Annotated in this window: 11 protein-coding genes and 4 tRNA genes; 1 reads left to right on the forward strand and 14 read right to left on the reverse strand. The window is 58.0% G+C overall.

Translation table 11 applies throughout. From position 1 onward, the window contains the following. Window positions 1–526: 526 nt before the first annotated feature. The 8 genes from Q0D41_RS07205 to Q0D41_RS07240 form a co-directional block, all read right to left on the reverse strand. Window positions 527–1,762, reverse strand: a complete 1,236-nt coding sequence (locus Q0D41_RS07205) for a phenylacetate--CoA ligase family protein (protein WP_294377337.1) — start codon at window positions 1,760–1,762, stop codon at window positions 527–529. A 445-nt stretch (window positions 1,763–2,207) separates the two neighbouring features. After that, window positions 2,208–3,635, reverse strand: a complete 1,428-nt coding sequence (locus tag Q0D41_RS07210; RefSeq protein ID WP_294377339.1) for a LuxR C-terminal-related transcriptional regulator — start codon at window positions 3,633–3,635, stop codon at window positions 2,208–2,210. Window positions 3,636–3,846: 211 nt separating this feature from the next. Further along, entirely contained in the window at window positions 3,847–5,556 is a 1,710-nt protein-coding gene (locus Q0D41_RS07215; RefSeq protein ID WP_294377341.1) for an FAD-binding protein, read from the reverse strand. Beyond that, on the reverse strand, window positions 5,549–6,157 hold the full coding sequence (locus Q0D41_RS07220) for a cytochrome c3 family protein (protein ID WP_294377343.1): 609 nt from the start codon (window positions 6,155–6,157) through the stop codon (window positions 5,549–5,551). Before Q0D41_RS07220 ends, Q0D41_RS07215 begins: the two co-directional genes overlap by 8 nt. A 246-nt stretch (window positions 6,158–6,403) precedes the next feature. Then, complete coding sequence (locus tag Q0D41_RS07225; RefSeq protein WP_294377344.1) at window positions 6,404–7,018, reverse strand: indolepyruvate oxidoreductase subunit beta; 615 nt, start codon at window positions 7,016–7,018, stop codon at window positions 6,404–6,406. 149 nt (window positions 7,019–7,167) lie between these two features. Then, entirely contained in the window at window positions 7,168–9,192 is a 2,025-nt protein-coding gene (locus Q0D41_RS07230) for a thiamine pyrophosphate-dependent enzyme (RefSeq protein ID WP_294377346.1), read from the reverse strand. Beyond that, a complete protein-coding gene (gene purE, locus Q0D41_RS07235) occupies window positions 9,192–9,653 on the reverse strand; it encodes a 5-(carboxyamino)imidazole ribonucleotide mutase (protein ID WP_123218904.1) in 462 nt (153 codons plus the stop codon). Before purE ends, Q0D41_RS07230 begins: the two co-directional genes overlap by 1 nt. A 139-nt stretch (window positions 9,654–9,792) precedes the next feature. Then, on the reverse strand, window positions 9,793–11,790 hold the full coding sequence (locus Q0D41_RS07240; protein WP_294377354.1) for a DUF2207 domain-containing protein: 1,998 nt from the start codon (window positions 11,788–11,790) through the stop codon (window positions 9,793–9,795). A gap of 74 nt (window positions 11,791–11,864) precedes the next feature. Between Q0D41_RS07240 and Q0D41_RS07245 the strand changes: the two genes are divergently transcribed. Then, window positions 11,865–11,955 (forward strand) — tRNA-Ser (locus Q0D41_RS07245). Between the two features lie 329 nt (window positions 11,956–12,284). Here the strand turns inward: Q0D41_RS07245 and Q0D41_RS07250 are convergent. From Q0D41_RS07250 to Q0D41_RS07275, 6 genes are all read right to left on the reverse strand, one after another. Further along, entirely contained in the window at window positions 12,285–13,466 is a 1,182-nt protein-coding gene (locus Q0D41_RS07250) for a peptidylprolyl isomerase (RefSeq protein WP_294377357.1), read from the reverse strand. Window positions 13,467–13,748: 282 nt separating this feature from the next. Further along, window positions 13,749–15,560, reverse strand: coding sequence for a translational GTPase TypA (typA, locus tag Q0D41_RS07255; protein ID WP_114616336.1), 1,812 nt, complete (start codon window positions 15,558–15,560; stop codon window positions 13,749–13,751). After that, on the reverse strand, window positions 15,561–16,097 hold the full coding sequence (locus Q0D41_RS07260) for a J domain-containing protein (protein ID WP_294377360.1): 537 nt from the start codon (window positions 16,095–16,097) through the stop codon (window positions 15,561–15,563). Between the two features lie 224 nt (window positions 16,098–16,321). Then, a tRNA-Ala gene (locus tag Q0D41_RS07265) sits at window positions 16,322–16,397 on the reverse strand. A gap of 59 nt (window positions 16,398–16,456) precedes the next feature. After that, window positions 16,457–16,533: transfer RNA gene (locus Q0D41_RS07270), tRNA-Ile, on the reverse strand. Window positions 16,534–17,098: 565 nt separating this feature from the next. Continuing rightward, window positions 17,099–17,175: transfer RNA gene (locus tag Q0D41_RS07275), tRNA-Ile, on the reverse strand. Window positions 17,176–17,253: the final 78 nt, after the last annotated feature.

The following is a 17,253-nucleotide window of genomic DNA, read 5'->3' on the forward strand; positions in this document are numbered from 1 at the left end:
CCGCGGGCCGCGGGGCGCCGTCGCTCTCAGGGCTCCTGCCCTTCGCGGCGACGAGTTCGGTATTATACGCTCCCCCGGCGCGGCGCGGGCGGGAAACCCTCCCGCACACAGGATGCCGACAACTCCAGCGCGGTGGAGCGGAGGGGGACGGAGGGGATTCCCGGCGGGAGGGCGCCCCGGTCTGGCGTTTCTCCTCGGCCCATAGACACAATCGCACCGGGCGCCCAGCGTTTCGGCTCGGTCCGCATGCGGAGCCGACCCGCAGTCCCGGCGCTTCGCCTCGGTCCATATATGGAACAACCCCGGAGGCGCGGCGCTTGCGCGCCACGGCCCTCCGGGGCGGCCGGCTTGGCCGCCTCCGTTCAGGCGCCCGCCCGACCGGCGCGCGGGGCCGCACGGTTCCCGCCTTCGGGGACACCCCCGAAAAAGAAGGACGGGCGCCTCCGGAGCCCGCCCGCCTTACGCGCGGGCCGCCCCTCGGCGACCGTCTCTGGTCGATTCTCTCTATATCTATATATAGATATGTTTAGTAGCGGCTGTCGAAAATGCGCTTAGTCTTCTTCACGGAACGCGGCAACTCGCCCATGGGAACGCCCTTCGCTTCAGGCGTGCAGCCGATTTTCGCCTTGAAGAGCAGCGCAAGCTCCTGCTCGCACTTGGCCTTATCGTCGCCTTCAAGCGGAGTCTCGAACAGCACCGTGAGCACGTCGCGACCATCAATCGCCTCAATCATGACCTGATACTCAGAGCTCGCGCCGTCCGTAAACGCAATGACTTCCTCAATTTGCGCGGGGAACATGTTGCAGCCCTTCACCTTCACCATGTCATCGGTACGACCAGTAAGGGTGTCGATGCGGGGATGCTTCAAGCCGCAAGCGCAATCGCCGGGAATGATGCGCGTAAGATCGTGCGTGCGATAGCGAATAAGCGGCGCGCCCTGCTTGCGCAGAGTGGTAAGCACAAGCTCGCCCATTTCGCCGTCGGGCACGGGCTCGCCAGTCTTCGGGTCGACGATTTCGCAATATACGTAGTCGCTCCAAATATGCATGCCATGGTGCTCGCTGCACGAAATGCCAATGCCGGGGCCATAAATCTCGGTCAGGCCATAGATGTCGAAAATCTCAACGCCGAGCTCGTTTTCGATGCGGTGGCGCATCTTTTCGCCCCAACGCTCCGATCCAATAACGCCTTTGCGCAGGTCGAGCTTATCGCGCAAGCCTCGCTTCGAGATTTCCTCAGCGAGCAAAAGCGCATAGCTGCTCGTGCCCGTGATAACCGTGCTGTGCAGGTCTTGCATCATTTGCAGCTGCTTCTCGGTATTGCCGGGGCCCATGGGAATAGCCATGGCACCCAAGCGCTCGCAGCCAAGCTGGAAGCCGATACCGGCAGTCCACAAACCATAACCGGGGGTAATTTGAATGCGATCTTTATTGGTAATACCCGCCGTGCGATAGCAACGCGCGAACATTTCGGCCCAATCGGCAACATCCTGCGCGGTGTAAGGAATAATGACCGGCGTGCCCGTCGTGCCCGAAGAGCTGTGGATGCGCACAACTTCCTCGTCGGGTACGGCTTGAATTCCCAACGGATAGGCTTCGCGCAAGTCGGCCTTTTCCGAAAAGGGCAGCTTCTCGAAGTCGGCCTGGGTTTGCACGTCGGACAAATCGATGCCCTCGAACTTCTTCGCATAGAAGGGAGAGCGATCTTTCAGAGTTTTGAATTGCTCTTTAATAAGGTTGAACTGTTCATCGGTGAGCTGCATGGCACTGCCTTTCGCGCGTGTCTGAAATATTGTGCGGAAATTGGAGACGCTTCAAGCCTGCGAAAAATCAGGGCTTTACGCCGTTTCGTCATTCAGGTGCACGAAAAAGGCGCCTCAAGCTCGCTGAGCAAACTTGAAGCTAGAGCCATCGACCAGCCAACGCGGTACGCGCGGCTTTGAGGGATTGTATGTCGAGTGCATTCATCATGGGCACTATTGTACGCTAAAGCGCCCAATGGGCAAGATGCGGAATAAAAGATTCCGCGAACGGGCGCCCGGCGCACGACAACCTCGCACGCATCGGTCTTTGCGCGTGTCGACGCCAAGGACGCAACCTTTCGATGAGGACGTCGAGGACGAGACGTTTGAATACGCCGACTCGACCGCGCCGCAATTCAACCGCGAGCGACAAGCCCCCACTAAAACGCAAGCATGCCGCACTGCCTCACGATGCCATTTCGGATTCAACGATATCGAGCAAATCCTGATGGGTGTGGATATCGAGCTTCGCGTAGATATGCTTGACATGCGCCTTCACCGTGTTGCGTGAAACCGTGAGCTGCTCCTGAATATAAAAGCTGTCGCGACCACGAGCGAGCATCTCGAACACCTCCCTCTCGCGAGGGGTAAGCGAGGCCCGATCGGCAATGGCCGAGCATGCTTGTTCGAGCGTCGCGTGCGATGCCTCTTCGATATTGGTCGGCTGCGCGTCGACAACTTCGGTCACACCATTGATGGTATCGATGAAACTGAAATTCTTCAGGCCAATAAGCGCGTATGCCGCGAACCCGACAACGAGTGCGCCCGTTGCCAGCTGCACAGCGATGGGGTGCGTCAACGACGTCGCGCTCGCCCATACGCCGATTGCCGCGCCAACGATACTGCCAAGTGCCGACACGCCACGTCCCCATGCGATGGTCGCAACCGACGCACGCGTGTTACGCGCGCCAACTGCGGCGAGCACCACCCAGCCAACCACGTCAAACAGTGCGTTGCCACACGAGAGAAGCGACGCACTCGCCGCATACGCCCACGGAGCCGAAATCGTGGTTGCGAAAAAACCGGCAAGCACGAAGAGCACCGACACCTGCGCAAGCAGGTCGCCCTTTACAAGCTTGCCTGACGAGGCGACGGTATATAAAGCCAAAAAGCCAATCGGCACGATAGAGAAGAAATCTGCCAAAGGCGCGCCATCCACCTCCCCAAAACGAAGCGAGAAACCAAACGCCACGCGAAAGAAGAACAAGCACACAAACAATTGGGAACCCAATGCCAGGAACGACGAGGGCTGCGTGATGGCGATGTCGGCCGGCGAATCGGATGCCGCAACTTCAGCAAGCACGGGATTTGCGACGCCACGCGTAAGCAATAAAGCCGCCAGAGGAGCCACGAAAAATGCCAGCAAACCAACGCTTGAAGGCAAGAGCCAGGCAGCATAGCTAAACGCGCAATTGCCCAGAAAAGCCAGCGTGACGCTTTGGGCGATATCGGAAATGGGAAAACGCAGAAGCGATACCCCCACAACGACGCTCACCCATCCACGCGCGGCAGCAACTAAGCACGAAGAGAACACGAGCAGCCAAGACGATTGCATCGCGAACGACACCGCGATGCCCGTTGATCCAAAAACCAAAAATGCAAGCGCTGCAATATTGACGATATGAGAATCGAGCAAGGAAGAGCGGAAAGAAGCCACCAGGGCAACGGCAACCAAACACGCCGCGTTCGCGAGAACCGATATATCTCGCGCATATGTGAACACATGGTCGAACAAAGGAAACGCCGAAATATTCATGAAGCTTGAATTCGCAAGCACAAGGCAGAGCGCCGCCGTTGTGCGCCAAAACGCTGCATCGTGAATACGCTCGCCCATGGCTGCCCTCCAGATGGTTTCCCTGATGAACCGTGCCATTGTAGCAAAAGCCCGATGCCTCAGAGAGGGAGGGCATCGGGCGGGCGCCCCGTGGCGCCAGAGGGGAAGTGCACGCTCGCGCATAAGGGGAAACGCGAGGGCTCAAGAAGTTTTTAAGAAAGATGGCTTGCAGGGCCCCGCGCCAATCGAGCGAAGCGCGGAGCCCGGGAGTTTACGCCTGGCCCGTTGCGGCAAGCATGCCAGCACGACGGCCAAACGTCATGGTGCGACCCGCGGCAAGACCAGTCATAAGATTCGGATAGCTCACGCTGAAGAAGCCGCCCGAGTCGTTGCCGACCAGGTACAGACCGTCGATTTGCTCGCCCGCTTCGTTTACCGGGTGCATATTGGTGTTGATGGGGCAGCCATCAATCGTAGCCAGGAACCACGCGCCCGTGCGCACGCCGTAATACGGCGGATGCGTAAGCGACGTGAGACGATACGGCTCTTTGTTGTAGTCCTCGTCTTTGCCCTGTTCGGCGAATTTGTTATAGCGCTCCCAAGTGGCAACGGTTGCCTCGACGGGAAGATTCAGCTTGGCTGCAAGCTCCTCCATGGTGTCGGCTTTCTGGATATAGCCAGCCTCCTCGAGTTGGTCGAAGTTGCTCTGCATGGCAGAAATATCCTTGTTCGACGGAGCGCCGTTATCGAAGGGGTACAAACGGCAGCAACCGACCTCGTTGAGCTGCTTGACCTGCTCGACATAATCGGAATCCCAAATGTCGACGTAGGTGTGGTAGGGCTGCATGAACGCGGAGTGCAGCATGTAGTCGTACGGGCCGCTTTCGTTGCAGAAGCGTTTGCCCTGCAGGTTCACCTTAAGGAACGGCTGTTCGCCGAACCAGAACCACTTGCCAACCAGGTCGCTGCCAGCAACCTCATCGGGCTTGCAGCATGCGCGATTGAACGTGACGGCGCAGCCCAAGGGGTCGATGGTCGCACCGCACCACATAGCGGCCTTAATGCCGTCTCCCGTGCAGCTGCCACCAATGGGAATATTGATCTTGAGGCGATTGTTCCATGCCTGGCGAGCCTCAACCATTTCGGTGTTCGCCACATAACCGCCCGTTGCCAGAATTACGCCCTTGGAGGCATTCACGCGAATATAGTGCAGGTCGTTGCCATCGCGGCAAATAATGCCGGTCACGCGGCCCGATTCATCCTGCTCGCATTTCACGAGCATGGTGTCGTAACGAATCTCGGCGCCGTTTTCGATAGCGTAATCGCGCATGGTGCTGCCGAACGTAATCTCTTTATCGTCAACGAGCTTTTGGGGGCTATGGCCCGTAGCCCATGCCTTATCGCGGGCGCCCTGGCCTTCGGTGCCAACAGAGCCCTCGAACCACATCTTGAATTTCCCGTCGCGTTCGATGATATCGGACAGCCAGTTAATCATGTCGCCCGATTCATCGACCCACAGCTTAATAAGATCGTAATTCACGAAGCCATTCGCATAGCGCACGATGTCTTCCATGATTTCCATCTTATCGATCTCGAACTGAGGAAATTCGCTGAACGATTCGAGCTGGTAACGCGAATTGACGGCGCCAAGGTCTTCGCGAGGCTCGGCGATTTTGCTCATTTGCTCAATGCCGAGCACGCGCGCGCCATTTTCGGCAGCGGACATAAGGGCGGGCAGGCCGCCAGTGCGCAAGCCCACGACCACGACTTCATAATCGAGCGTTTCGGTGATTTCGGCCTCGTCGATTTGAGGGGCTTCGCCAAGCCAGCTCGGACCGGACGGACGCTGGGTGGTGTCGTTCTTGATGGACTCGTTGCTTTCGTAGCCGTTCCCGCAACCCGAAAGGGAACCAGCGGTGGCGGCAACCAGGGCGGCGGCGCCAGCGCCCTTGAAGAAATTACGGCGAGATACATTACTCATTGGCGGCCTCCCAGCCCTCGGGCAGGTTCAAGTCGTGGCATTTAGCGCAGTACAGGGTGCTCGTCTCATGCGATTTATGGCAATCGCCGCATTCGAGCTGATTGTCCTGGTGGCTGGAATGCGGGTTGAATTTGGCATCGTTGCCCTCAAAGCCCCACGTAGCGTTCACAACATCGGTCATGTTGTGGCAGCCATCGTTGGTGCAGAACTCCTCGGTCGCGATTTCCTTGCCCGTATTCAGCATGCCATCGTCGGTCATGGGATAGTCATCAGCCACCCATGCGCATACCTCGGTAAGCTGCTCGGTGATAACCGGATTGTGGCAGTCGAGGCAGTTCTTGCCCGCCTCGGCATGTTGCGTCACAAGCATGCCCGCGTCGCCCGACGAATAGCTCTCGACGTAATTGTCCATCGGACTGTGGCAAATGGCGTTGCAGAAGCTCGGTTGCTCATGCCACACCCAGAAACCAGCACCAGCGAGCACCAACACAACGGCGACGGTGCCAGCCACAATGGCCGGCTTCTTCTTGTTCTTCCCTTTGGGCGCGTGATCCGCGTCGACCGGCGCAACGGTGCGCTGGCCTTCGTTTTCCTCGGTCATTGGTCCCCCTTCTTCGTTCTCGGCTTTGCCGCGCTTTGCGGCTTCGACGCTACCCACAATGGCCGAAATTCCCACGCGCGCCTATTACCCCCGCAGGGTAATCTTTGCATTTTGCCTGATAAACGCAGAAATCCCGCAAGCACGCAACACTTGCGGGATTTCTTGGATTCAAAAGACTCGAAAGAGGGATACGCCCGAGAAAACGAAAGGGAAGACGCGTGTCGCGCTTCGCTCGTCGAGACGAAATTACTGCAATCCCAATTCTTTGCACACGGCATCGACCGCGGCAAGGTTCATATCGACGAATTTCGGCTTCACGCATACGCGAATTGCTTCCTTGAATTCGTCGAGCGAAATGCCCAAAAGGGGGTTTCCTTGAGCATCGCGCTGGGAGATGGCGACCGTCAGAAGAATGATGTTGAGAGCCTTCGAATTGCCGACGAGTTCAAGGAGCGCCGACTCGTCGACCACGACGGTTGCGCCCTCGCGCTTTTCGAGCGCCTCAAGCACTGGCGCGGCGGCATACACCGTTTTCGACAGCGACGCCGTGACGGGCTGCTTCACGCTCGACGCCGTGACAAGCACGCCCTGCGCAGAGAGAAGCCCGAGCATGCGTGCGGCCTCACCAGGCTCGAAGGCGATGAGCATATCTGCCGCGGCGGCGCCCACGAGCGGCGAAGCAACATGCTCGCCTTCGTTGCCCATGCGAACATGGCTCGTCACGCTTCCACCTCGCTGCGCCATGCCGATTGTCTCGGCGGTGCGCACATGCCAGCCGCGCGCTTGCGCAGCCTGGGCGAGTATCTTCGCGGCAAGCACGGTACCCTGTCCGCCAATGCCGGTGAGCACTACGTTTTTCATTGGACAACACTCCAATAATCATGGTCTTACAAAAGTCAGCAAGCGTGAGCCTCGCGCCCTTCAACCAGGATGCGGCAAACGGTGCGCCTTGAGGCGCCAGAAAGCCAGAAGCGACAACGACACACGAGCCGCCCAGTCGACAGCGGCGCCTACGAGGGTTGGCACGCTGGCGCGATGGCTCCAAACGGGCAAACCTGCGTGCACAAACCGCAGCCCGTGCACAGCGTTTTATCAATCGTGGCAACTTCGCCATTGAATCCAATGGCGGGACATCCTATCGCCGTGATGCACTTCTTGCAGCCCGTGCATGTTTCCGCGGCAATCGAGACAGGAGCCTCGGGTTTGACGAGGTTCACGCACGGCGCACGGAAGATAACCGCCGAAGGCCCCTCGAAAGAAACCGCCTTCGTGACCGCATCGACGCTCTCATCAAGATGATGGGGGTTGGCAAACTCGATGCATTCCACGTCAAGCGCCTCGAGGACGCCCTCGATAGAAAGCGGCGCGCTTTTCGGCCCCATGAGCGTGTTGCCCGTGCCGGGGTGAGGCTGCCCGCCCGTCATAGCCGTGGTGGAATTGTCGAGCACGCACACCGTGATGTCGTGCTGGTTGTATACGGCATTGGCAACGCCCGTAATGCCACTCGCGAAAAACGTCGAATCGCCCACGAAAGCGAGCTGTTTCGCCGTAGGATCGGCAACGCCGAGGCCTTGCGCCATCGTAATGCCCGCGCCCATGCACAAGCAGGTATCCACGGCATCGAGCGGCTTGGCATTACCCAAGGTGTAACAGCCGATATCGCCCGAGAAGATACCGCGAACGCGCATTTTCTTGAGCGCTTGCTTGCATGCGTAGAACGAACCGCGATGAGGGCAGCCTGCGCACAACACCGGTGGGCGCGCGGGGAGTTCGATATCGAGCTTGGGCGCTGCGGCTTCGCGCGCGCGAGCTCGCGCATTGGCACGTTCTTCAATTTTGCGCGCAAGCTCATCGCCCGAAACGCCCGCGCGACGCAGCAAGGCCTCATCAAAGAACCCGCTCAAACGCTCGGCAATATCGTCGGCATCGTTCTCGCCGGCATCGCGGCACGCGCCCGATGCGCGGCCAAGAACCCGAGGCGCGCTCTTGCCTCGCGCCGCGCGCAAGCCGGCCACATGAACGAGGCCGTCTTCAATAACCGAATCCAGCTCCTCGAACACGATCACGGCATCGAGGCCATCGAGGAATTCATCCACACGCGCCTCGGGGAACGGGAACGGAGTTCCAATTTGCATAAAACGATAGCTCGGAAGGGCTTCGTCGCACTCGCCACCAGCAGCACCAGCCACAAAAGCCGCCTGTTTTGCCGCATGCTCAAGAACCGAAAGCGCCTCTTTCGCATACGCGGCCGACACGCCGCCGCACGCGATGCCAATTTTCGGCGCATCGCCGTGGTTTTCAATGGGGTTGAAACGCGAAAGGTCTTCCGACGCCAAACCGCTCGGCGTCTCGGAAGCGCATGCGCCCGAGAACTCATCGGCGATCTTCGCCAATCGATCGTTGATTTCTTTATGACCGCGATATGCTCGCGCAGGGAAAATAACCCATCGCGAATCGTCTTTGGAGAAGCCTTTCACGGGGGCGCCCTGCGTTTTTTCCGCCACATCGACGAACGTTGACGAGTGGCATACACGCGTCGTTGGGCGCACGATAACCGGCGTTCGATAACGCTCAGAAAGCGCGAAGGCGCACGGGAGCATTTCAACGCCCTGTTCAACGCTCGACGGATCGAACACGGGAATCTTCGCGAACGACGCAAAACGACGCGTATCTTGTTCGGTTTGCGACGAAATGGGGCCAGGATCGTCGGCCACATATATGACGCAGCCGCCCTCGACGCCCACATAGTTCAAGCTCATGAGCGGGTCGCTCGCGACGTTGAGGCCGACTTGCTTGCAGGTGAACAGCGTGCGTGCGCCAGCATACGATGCGCCGGCGAGCAACTCGAGCGCCGCTTTTTCATTGGTCGACCATTCAACATGCACGTTTTCGGCAGCACCCGCCTGCACGCGCTTCGCGACGGTTTCGATAAGCTCGCTCGAGGGCGTGCCCGGATAACCCGCGACCACGGCAACGCCCGCCTCGAGCGCGGCATGCGCGAAGGCCTCGTTGCCCATGAGCAATTTCTTCGTCATTATTCAGCCATCTTCGCTTTGAAATCGGAAATCTTCTTGCGGCATTCATCGCAGCCCGTGCCGAGCATTTGCACCGCGAGAATGGCGGCGTTTTTCGCGCCATTGATGGCAACGCATGCAACGGGCACGCCAGAAGGCATTTGAACCATAGAGAGAAGCGAATCAAGACCGCCCAAGTCGCTCGTTTTCATAGGCACGGCAATAACCGGCAACGGAGTATAGGCAGCAACCACACCACCAAGGTGAGCGGCCTTGCCAGCAGCGGCAACGATAACGCGCATGCCGCGCTCCTCGGCGCCCGAGGCCCATTCATGCACCTCAGCCGGTTTGCGATGCGCGCTGGCAACCTTCACTTCGTAAGGAATGCCGAACTCCTCGAGCTGCTTCATGCACGGCTCCATATTGGGCATGTCGCTTTCGCTGCCCATGATGATTCCGACCAACGCCTTTTCTTCGGCCATGAAAATCGCCTCTTCCACTCGCGAACGCTTTTTCTCGCTAAAGTATAGCGTGTAAAAAGCGTCGGAATGAAAGAGGCGCAGGATAACTAAATGATACGTGGCGCGAAAGGACCGCGAGACAACGTGCGGAAACGAGCGGCTACCTTGCGCCACCGCCTCCTCCGCCGAAGCCGCCTCCGCCAAAATCGCTGCCACCCGAGAAGCCGCCACCGGAGCCGTCGCTGCTCGACGCAGCGCTGAGCGCTTCGGAAACCGTCTGCATCGTGTTGGTCTGCATGGTTTGGAACATTTCGGCGGGGCTCGCAACGGGAGCGGCCGCACCACCCGGCATGCCGTAATAGTGAGGCATGAGCCAATAGCCCGTCGATGTCGCGAAGCCTTCGTCTTGGATGACCTGAGGCAGCTTCATCTGCAGCGCTTTCATAGCCTCTTCGGCGACGCCAAACACGTAGGCGTACACCATCATTTCGCCCCACACTTTCACATCGGTGGGCAAGCGTTCGTCGAGCGCGCTGAAATCTTTGAGCCAGTTGCGCAGGCCGACGCACTTGGCATGAATCTCAACCGCCTCGCGGCTGCGGCGTTGCATGAACTTCGAAAGCACCGCGAGCACCACCACGGGCGGAATGAACGCCAAGAACAACGTGAATTCGTCGGTCACGAAAAGCGAGAAGACGCCCACGAGGCCCAGCAGCACTGCGAGCACGAAGAAAACCACGCGATAGTGCGAACCTTTTTCCTCAAAGAAGTTGCACTTGTTCGTTTCAGCCGAAACCACGCCCTGCCAGCTTTCCATAGCGTCGTTGAACGACTCAGGGTAATCGGTTCCGAACTGCTGGATAGTGCCAAACCACAAGGAATCGGCACCCTTGGCAATTTTCTTGAATACGAGGTCCATCGTTTTTTTATCGATGGGGTCGACGACCTTTTCTTCCCAGCCAGGAAGGCGCGTGATGTAGTAATCGTTCACCGTTTTGCTGCCGCCCATGCCAAAAAGCCCCTTGTTGGGCGCTTCGTAGCTGCCGGCATCGAGGCGAATTGCGCCGATATGGGACAGATGCATGAGCGTCGCTATAAGGTCATTGGGAGATTCGGCATCGAAGCGCCACAGTCGCCCGATAACTGCGGGCGAGAGACCCTTTGCAGGCACATCGCGCCAGTATGTATCCTGGAATTGGGGCTTATACTCGCGACCATGGCGGAAGAACATGAACACCGCCCACACGATAATGCCGATGGCGGCAACCAGGCACACGACAATGAAGAGAAGCGACTGCAGTCGGGAGGCGTTCGCCTTGTTCGCAAGCTGGGCTTCATCTTCGAGCACGGAGTCGAGTCGATTGCCCATATGCTTGTTGGCCGCCGAGCCCGAAACGTTCATCCATTCCGCAGGGAATACCGAGTGGATTTCAGCATAGCCGCCCGCGCTTACCGAAGAAACCTGCGCATAAATCGCGCCATCATCGCCAATGGACAGGCTTCCATCGAGCGGACCATGGCCCCATGCACGCACATTGTCGCCCGCGCGAACCTGCGTGCCCGCAGGAACCGGAACCGTGAGCGTCGTGGTTACATGGTCGCTGTCGACCGCCCAACCATGGCCGATATATTGCCAATACACCTCGGCGACGTCGTCGTAAACCTGAACGAAATTCGAAATGGAGTACGTGAGGGTCATCGAAACTTCGGAATCGGATTCGTCGAAGAACACATACACGGTGTTCTCATCCTCGTCGATGGAATACGACGGGTATCCCGCGCCGCCAGCCTCGCGCCACGCACGCTGAAATTCTACGGGGGAAAGCGTCTGGGTCTCGCCCGTGGACTCATTGGTGAGCGACACCGATTTCACCGAAAGCATGCTTTCCTTAGTCGGCATGTTGTCAAAGGACCACCACACCGCCGTGAAATTGCCGGAGAAATCGAATGTGCGCGTTTCGGTGACATCAAGCGAGCCGTCGGCGTTCGCTTGGGCGTCGATCGTGACGCTTGGGCATGTGTACGATTTGGCGTACGCGTGCGATGGCGCGCATGAAAGCACGACAACGGCAGCGGCCACGATAATAAAGAATTGCAAAATGAAGGTATATGCAACGCGTTTTTGCGAAGCTCTGTGGTGATTCAGCGATGAAGTCATCAAGTCTCCCTTGCATTTGGATAGGTGTCACGGTATCATACACCCCTGCACGCGCAAAAATGTGCGTCATGAGCGGAGAAGTGACCGAGAGGCCGAAGGTGCTCGCCTGCTAAGTGAGTATACCCCACAAGGGTATCTGGGGTTCGAATCCCCACTTCTCCGCCAGTTTGAATGCTTACAGGCACGGAAAACCGTGCCTGTTTTTCTTTTTGAAAGCCCGTTCTGACGAACGGGCTTTTCTCGTATGAGGCGTCCTGACGCTGCGTGGCGGGCGAGGCGCGCCACCGAGAAACCCTCTGCGCTCATTCTTGCTCTTCATTTCTTTAGTTAAGCGCAGCGAGGTGAGCGCATAGCGAGCAAAGCGAGCGGTAGCGAACCGTGGTTCTCGGCGACACGCCTCGCCCGCAGAGCCGTGAGGGAAATCGCCATCTCTTTCTTGCGTAAAACAAAGAAACCCGCCGAAGCGGGTTTCTTAATTGAGTGCGTTGTTGCACCTAGTTGGTCTTTGTCTCGGCGGGCTGAGAAGACTCAGTCGAGGCGTTCTCGGTCGAAGATTCAGTCGAAGAGTCGGCGGAAGCGCTTGCATCAGACTCCGTCGAAGTAGTCGTGCTCGAAGGCTCAATGCCGTCAAGGCTTACGTCGTAGGCAAGGCCGCTCGGCATATCGTTGATCTGAATGTCGGCATTGCTCTTGTAATCCTGGTACCACTGCGAATAAGCCTGCTGCTTGGCGGAAGCCTCAAGCGTGGACTTGATGGAATCCATGAACTCAGACGGAAGTTGGTCGGTCGACGTAACTTCCTCGGGAGCGTTGAACACCTGGGTGCACTTGATGATATGGATGCCGTAGCTCGAGGTTACCAGGCCGGAAACCTGACCTTCTTCAAGGCCATCAAGGGCAGTTTGGTACTCATCGACAAACGACGTCAGCTTATCCCAGCCAACATTGCCGCCGTCTTCCTTGCTGCCTTCATCCTGAGAATACTCTTGAGCGGCTTGGGCGAAGTCGAGCTCGCCAGAGTTGATCTTGTCGAGCACTTCCTGCGCGGTAGCTTCATCATCGGAGCTGAACAGAATGTGGCTCGATTTCTTTGCACCGTTGTAGTAAGTGGCATACATCTGCGCGTACTGCAGAAGCTCTTCATCGGTGGGGTCTTCCGGCTGGGCGACCTTTTCCTGAAGGGCCTGCTGAAGCATGGAAATCTCGAGCAGCGAGCGATACTGCGACTCGGTAGTGCCAATCTGCTTCAGCGCGTTTTCCCAATCTTCATCGGAATCGTAGTAAGAGCGCATCTGCTGCACCTGGGAATCGATTTCGGAAGACTCGACCTTAATGTCGTTTTCTTCGGCAGCCTGGCGAATAAGCTCCTGGCTCGCGTAATAGTTGATGACTTCCTCGCGAATATCGGCCGCGGTGTAATTATTGTCGACGAGCCACTGCGCCCAGTCGGCGTCGGACTCAAGATTCGACATGCTGCGGAAGTTTGCGATGTACGACGTCACAGCCTTCTCGCCGATTTCCGTGCCATTGACCGTGGCGGCAACGCCTTCGGACGTATCGTTCACCGACACGTCGCCGGAATCGCTTTTCGTCTGGCTGCAGCCAACGGCGGCAAAACAGCATGCGGCGGAAAGCGCCGCAGCGCAGGCGATTTTCAAGAAGTTCATCTTCTTCATTAAGCCCTACCTTCTCCTATGGGCAAGGGCAAACGGAACGCGACCTAAACTCTCCCCATGCCGCATTCGCTTTTGCCCTTTGTGTACGGGCCAGTATTTTCCCACAGGCGAAAAACGGGTTTAACGCCGTCACAATACACCCACACGCACACCACGCGAACGCCCAAAATGCACGGCCATATACGGCAAATTGGGCATTTCGGCGCATGCGAATAAACGCGCGTATATACAAAGACCCGCCCATATATGAGGGCGGGTCTCAAAGCGGCGAAATGAAATTCGCTAGTTCTTGTTGGCCTTGCGACGGTCGGTTGCGGAAAGCAGGCGCTTGCGCATACGAATGGACTGCGGCGTAACCTCGACGAGCTCGTCGTCCTCGATGTACTCCAGAGCCTCTTCGAGGGTGAACGTCACCGGCGGGGTGAGCTGGATGGCCTTATCGGCGGTCGAAGAACGCTGGTTGCCCAGGTTCTTGGTCTTCGACACGTTCACGACCATGTCGCCTTCCTTGGCAGACTCGCCAACGATCATGCCTTCATAGCACTCGTCGCCCGGCTTCACGAACAGGCGACCGCGCTGCTGCAGCGTGTCAAGAGCGTACGCAACGGCCTTGTCGGTGCTCATGGCGATCATGCCGCCATTCTTGCGACCCTGCATCTCACCGGTGTACGGGCCGTACTCGCGGAAGTGGTGGAACAGCACGCCCTCGCCGTGGGTCACGTTGAGGATGCGCGTCTTCAGGCCCATGGTGCCGCGCGACGGAATGCGGAACACGAGGTGCGTCATGGTCTCATCGGAAGCCATGTCTTCCATGATGCCGCCAGCGGTGCCCATGACCTCGATGGCCTTGCCCGAGTAATCGTTGGGAACGTCGAGCGTTGCCTCCTCGATGGGCTCGAGCTTATTGCCGTGCTCGTCGGTCTTGTACACGACCTGAGGGCGGCCAACCTGGAACTCGAAGCCTTCGCGGCGCATCGTCTCCATAAGAACCGACAGATGCAGAACGCCACGGCCGGCGACGCGAACGCCGCTCTTGTCTTCCGTCTCGTCGATGCGCATGGAAATGTTGGATTCCTTTTCGCGCATGAGGCGCTCTTTGAGTTGGCGGGCGCCAACGATGTCGCCCTCGCGGCCCACGATGGGGCTCGTCGAAGCTTCGAACACAACGGCCATGGTGGGCTCTTCGACGGCGATGGGCTTCATTTCGACCGGGTTCTCGCGATCGGTAATCACATCTCCGATGTCGGCAGCCTCAATGCCGATAACGGCAACGATGTCACCTGCGTGGGCCTCGGGAACCTCAACCTTGCCAAGGTTCTCGAAGGTGTACACCTTGCGGATCTGGGCATTGTAGGGCTCTCCCTCGGAAGGAACCACGAGCACGAGGTCTTTCTCGTGAATGGTGCCGCTGTGCAAACGGCCAATGCCGATGCGGCCTTCGTAGCTGCTGTGATCGACGGTGCACACCTGCATCGCGACCGGGCCATCAGCGTCGACGTCGGGCGCGGGGATTTCCTTCAAAATGGTATCGAGCAGCGGAATCATGTCCATATTGCCGTCGTCGTATTCATAACGAGCGTAGCCATTCACGGCAGAAGCGTAGACAACCGGGAAATCGAGCTGCTCGTCGGAAGCGCCAAGCTCGACCATGAGGTCGAATACCTTGTCAACGGCGGCTTCGGGGTCGGCGTTGGGGCGGTCGATTTTGTTCACGACAACCACGATACGCAGACCGGCCTCGAGAGCGTGCGAAAGCACGAAACGCGTCTGAGGCTTGGGACCCTCATATGCGTCGACGATGAGCAGAGCGCCGTCGGCCATGTTCAGCACGCGCTCGACCTCGCCGCCGAAGTCGGCGTGGCCCGGGGTGTCGATGACGTTGATCTTCACGCCCTTGTAGTTGATGGAGATGTTCTTCGACAGAATGGTGATGCCGCGCTCACGTTCCTGATCATTCGAGTCGAGCACGCGCTCCTCGACCTGCTGATTCTCGCGGAACACGTGGGCTGCACCCAGAAGGCGGTCGACCATCGTGGTTTTACCATGGTCGACGTGCGCGATGATTGCCACGTTGCGAAGGTTTTCTTGCTTCATTTAGTCTTCTTCCCAGTTCTCTTCCAATTGGCGCTTCTGCATCTCAATTTCGCCGAGGTGCTCATTGAGCGTCGCGATATTCTTGCACGCTCCTGTGAGCGTGACGATACCCCAAATTACCAACGTTCCCGCAAGGCCCGCCGCCCATACAACGCGTCGCAAAAACAGCGCGATAATGACGCCGGCCGCAATCATGATGATGGAATTGCGGCGCTCGTCGCACAGAGCATCGTGTTGTGCGATGAGCTGCGTGCGCGCGGCTTCCAAACCCGCGATTTTCGCCTCGCGCGCCGTGTAGGCTTGGCGAGGGCGAGAAGACGAGCGGCTCTGTTTCGACGCCGCGCGATCGCTCGTGAGGTATTCGTAGGCGTCTTGCAGGCGCTTGAATTGCTCAGTCGCGCGATCTTGCAGCTTCTTGTTATTCGCGAAGCGATCGGGGTGCAATATCTGCACGCACTCACGATAAGCCGATTTGATGTCGGCCGCCGACGCGTCGTCGTCGAGTCCAAGGATGTTGAGCGCTTCAGTACGATTCACGCAAACCCTTTCGTCGACAAAGCGGAAACATACGGGCGAGAATTATAGCAGGCATAGCAACGCTGCAGATAAACGCGCAAAACGCTTACAAAGAACCTGCATAGCAGCGCCCGCAGGCGGTCATATGATTCCGGCGCGAAGGATGCTCCTCACGCATGGCACAAGCGCAGCGCGATGAGGACGAGATACGAAAAACGCCGCCCCGAAGGACGGCGTATTGAATGTGGTGGAGAATAGGGGGATCGAACCCCTGACCTCAGGCTTGCAAAGCCCGCGCTCTCCCAGCTGAGCTAATTCCCCGTATCTAATAAACGCTCCACCGGCTCGTGGCTCACGGTGGGGCGTTTATTAAGCAAAGGTGGTGGGCCTGACAAGGTTCGAACTTGTGACCTCACGATTATCAGTCGTGCGCTCTGACCAACTGAGCTACAGGCCCGCGCTAAAAGCGCTTGGCTATATTACAACGACTCGAAACAACTTTGCAACAACTTTTTTCAACTTTTTTCGAAGTCGCCCCGAATGCAGCGATTGGACCCGTTCTACGCGAAAACAGGTGCGGCATCCGTTCCACGAGACCGCACAATCGATCGACGTCTAGCAAAACAAACCAAGACGAACTTTGCATAGACCGCGCAAGCCTCGCACGGCCTGCACAACCCACATCCGCGCAACGCCCAACCGCAAAGAAGGCATCCATCGGTACCAACAAAAATCGATTGGCGGGAAATGCCCGAATGGGGCCCGATTGCAACAAATCGAGTTTTCTATGGCAAGAATCGAAACGACGGGGCCTTTTTTAGGTCGCCTTCAGGCGTCTTCGCAGTATGGACGCAATTCGTAATGCCAGGTCAACGCCACGTTACAAAAAGAGGCCCACGCAAACTATCGCAAAAAAGGGATGCAACGAGGCCCCCTAACCGCATTTCCCGCCAAAAGCGGTCGCGCGACTAACGCCACATATGAAAAAAGCCCGTCCAGAAAGGACGAGCTTCAATGTTCGGTGGTGGGCCTGACAAGGTTCGAACTTGTGACCTCACGATTATCAGTCGTGCGCTCTGACCAACTGAGCTACAGGCCCGCGCTAAAAGCGTTCGTTCATAATACGGCAAGACTCCCCTGTTTTCCAACATTGATTCCGACGAAGCCCCTTGCGGCA

The organism is uncultured Slackia sp., from assembly GCF_934630525.1.
Taxonomy (GTDB): domain Bacteria; phylum Actinomycetota; class Coriobacteriia; order Coriobacteriales; family Eggerthellaceae; genus Slackia.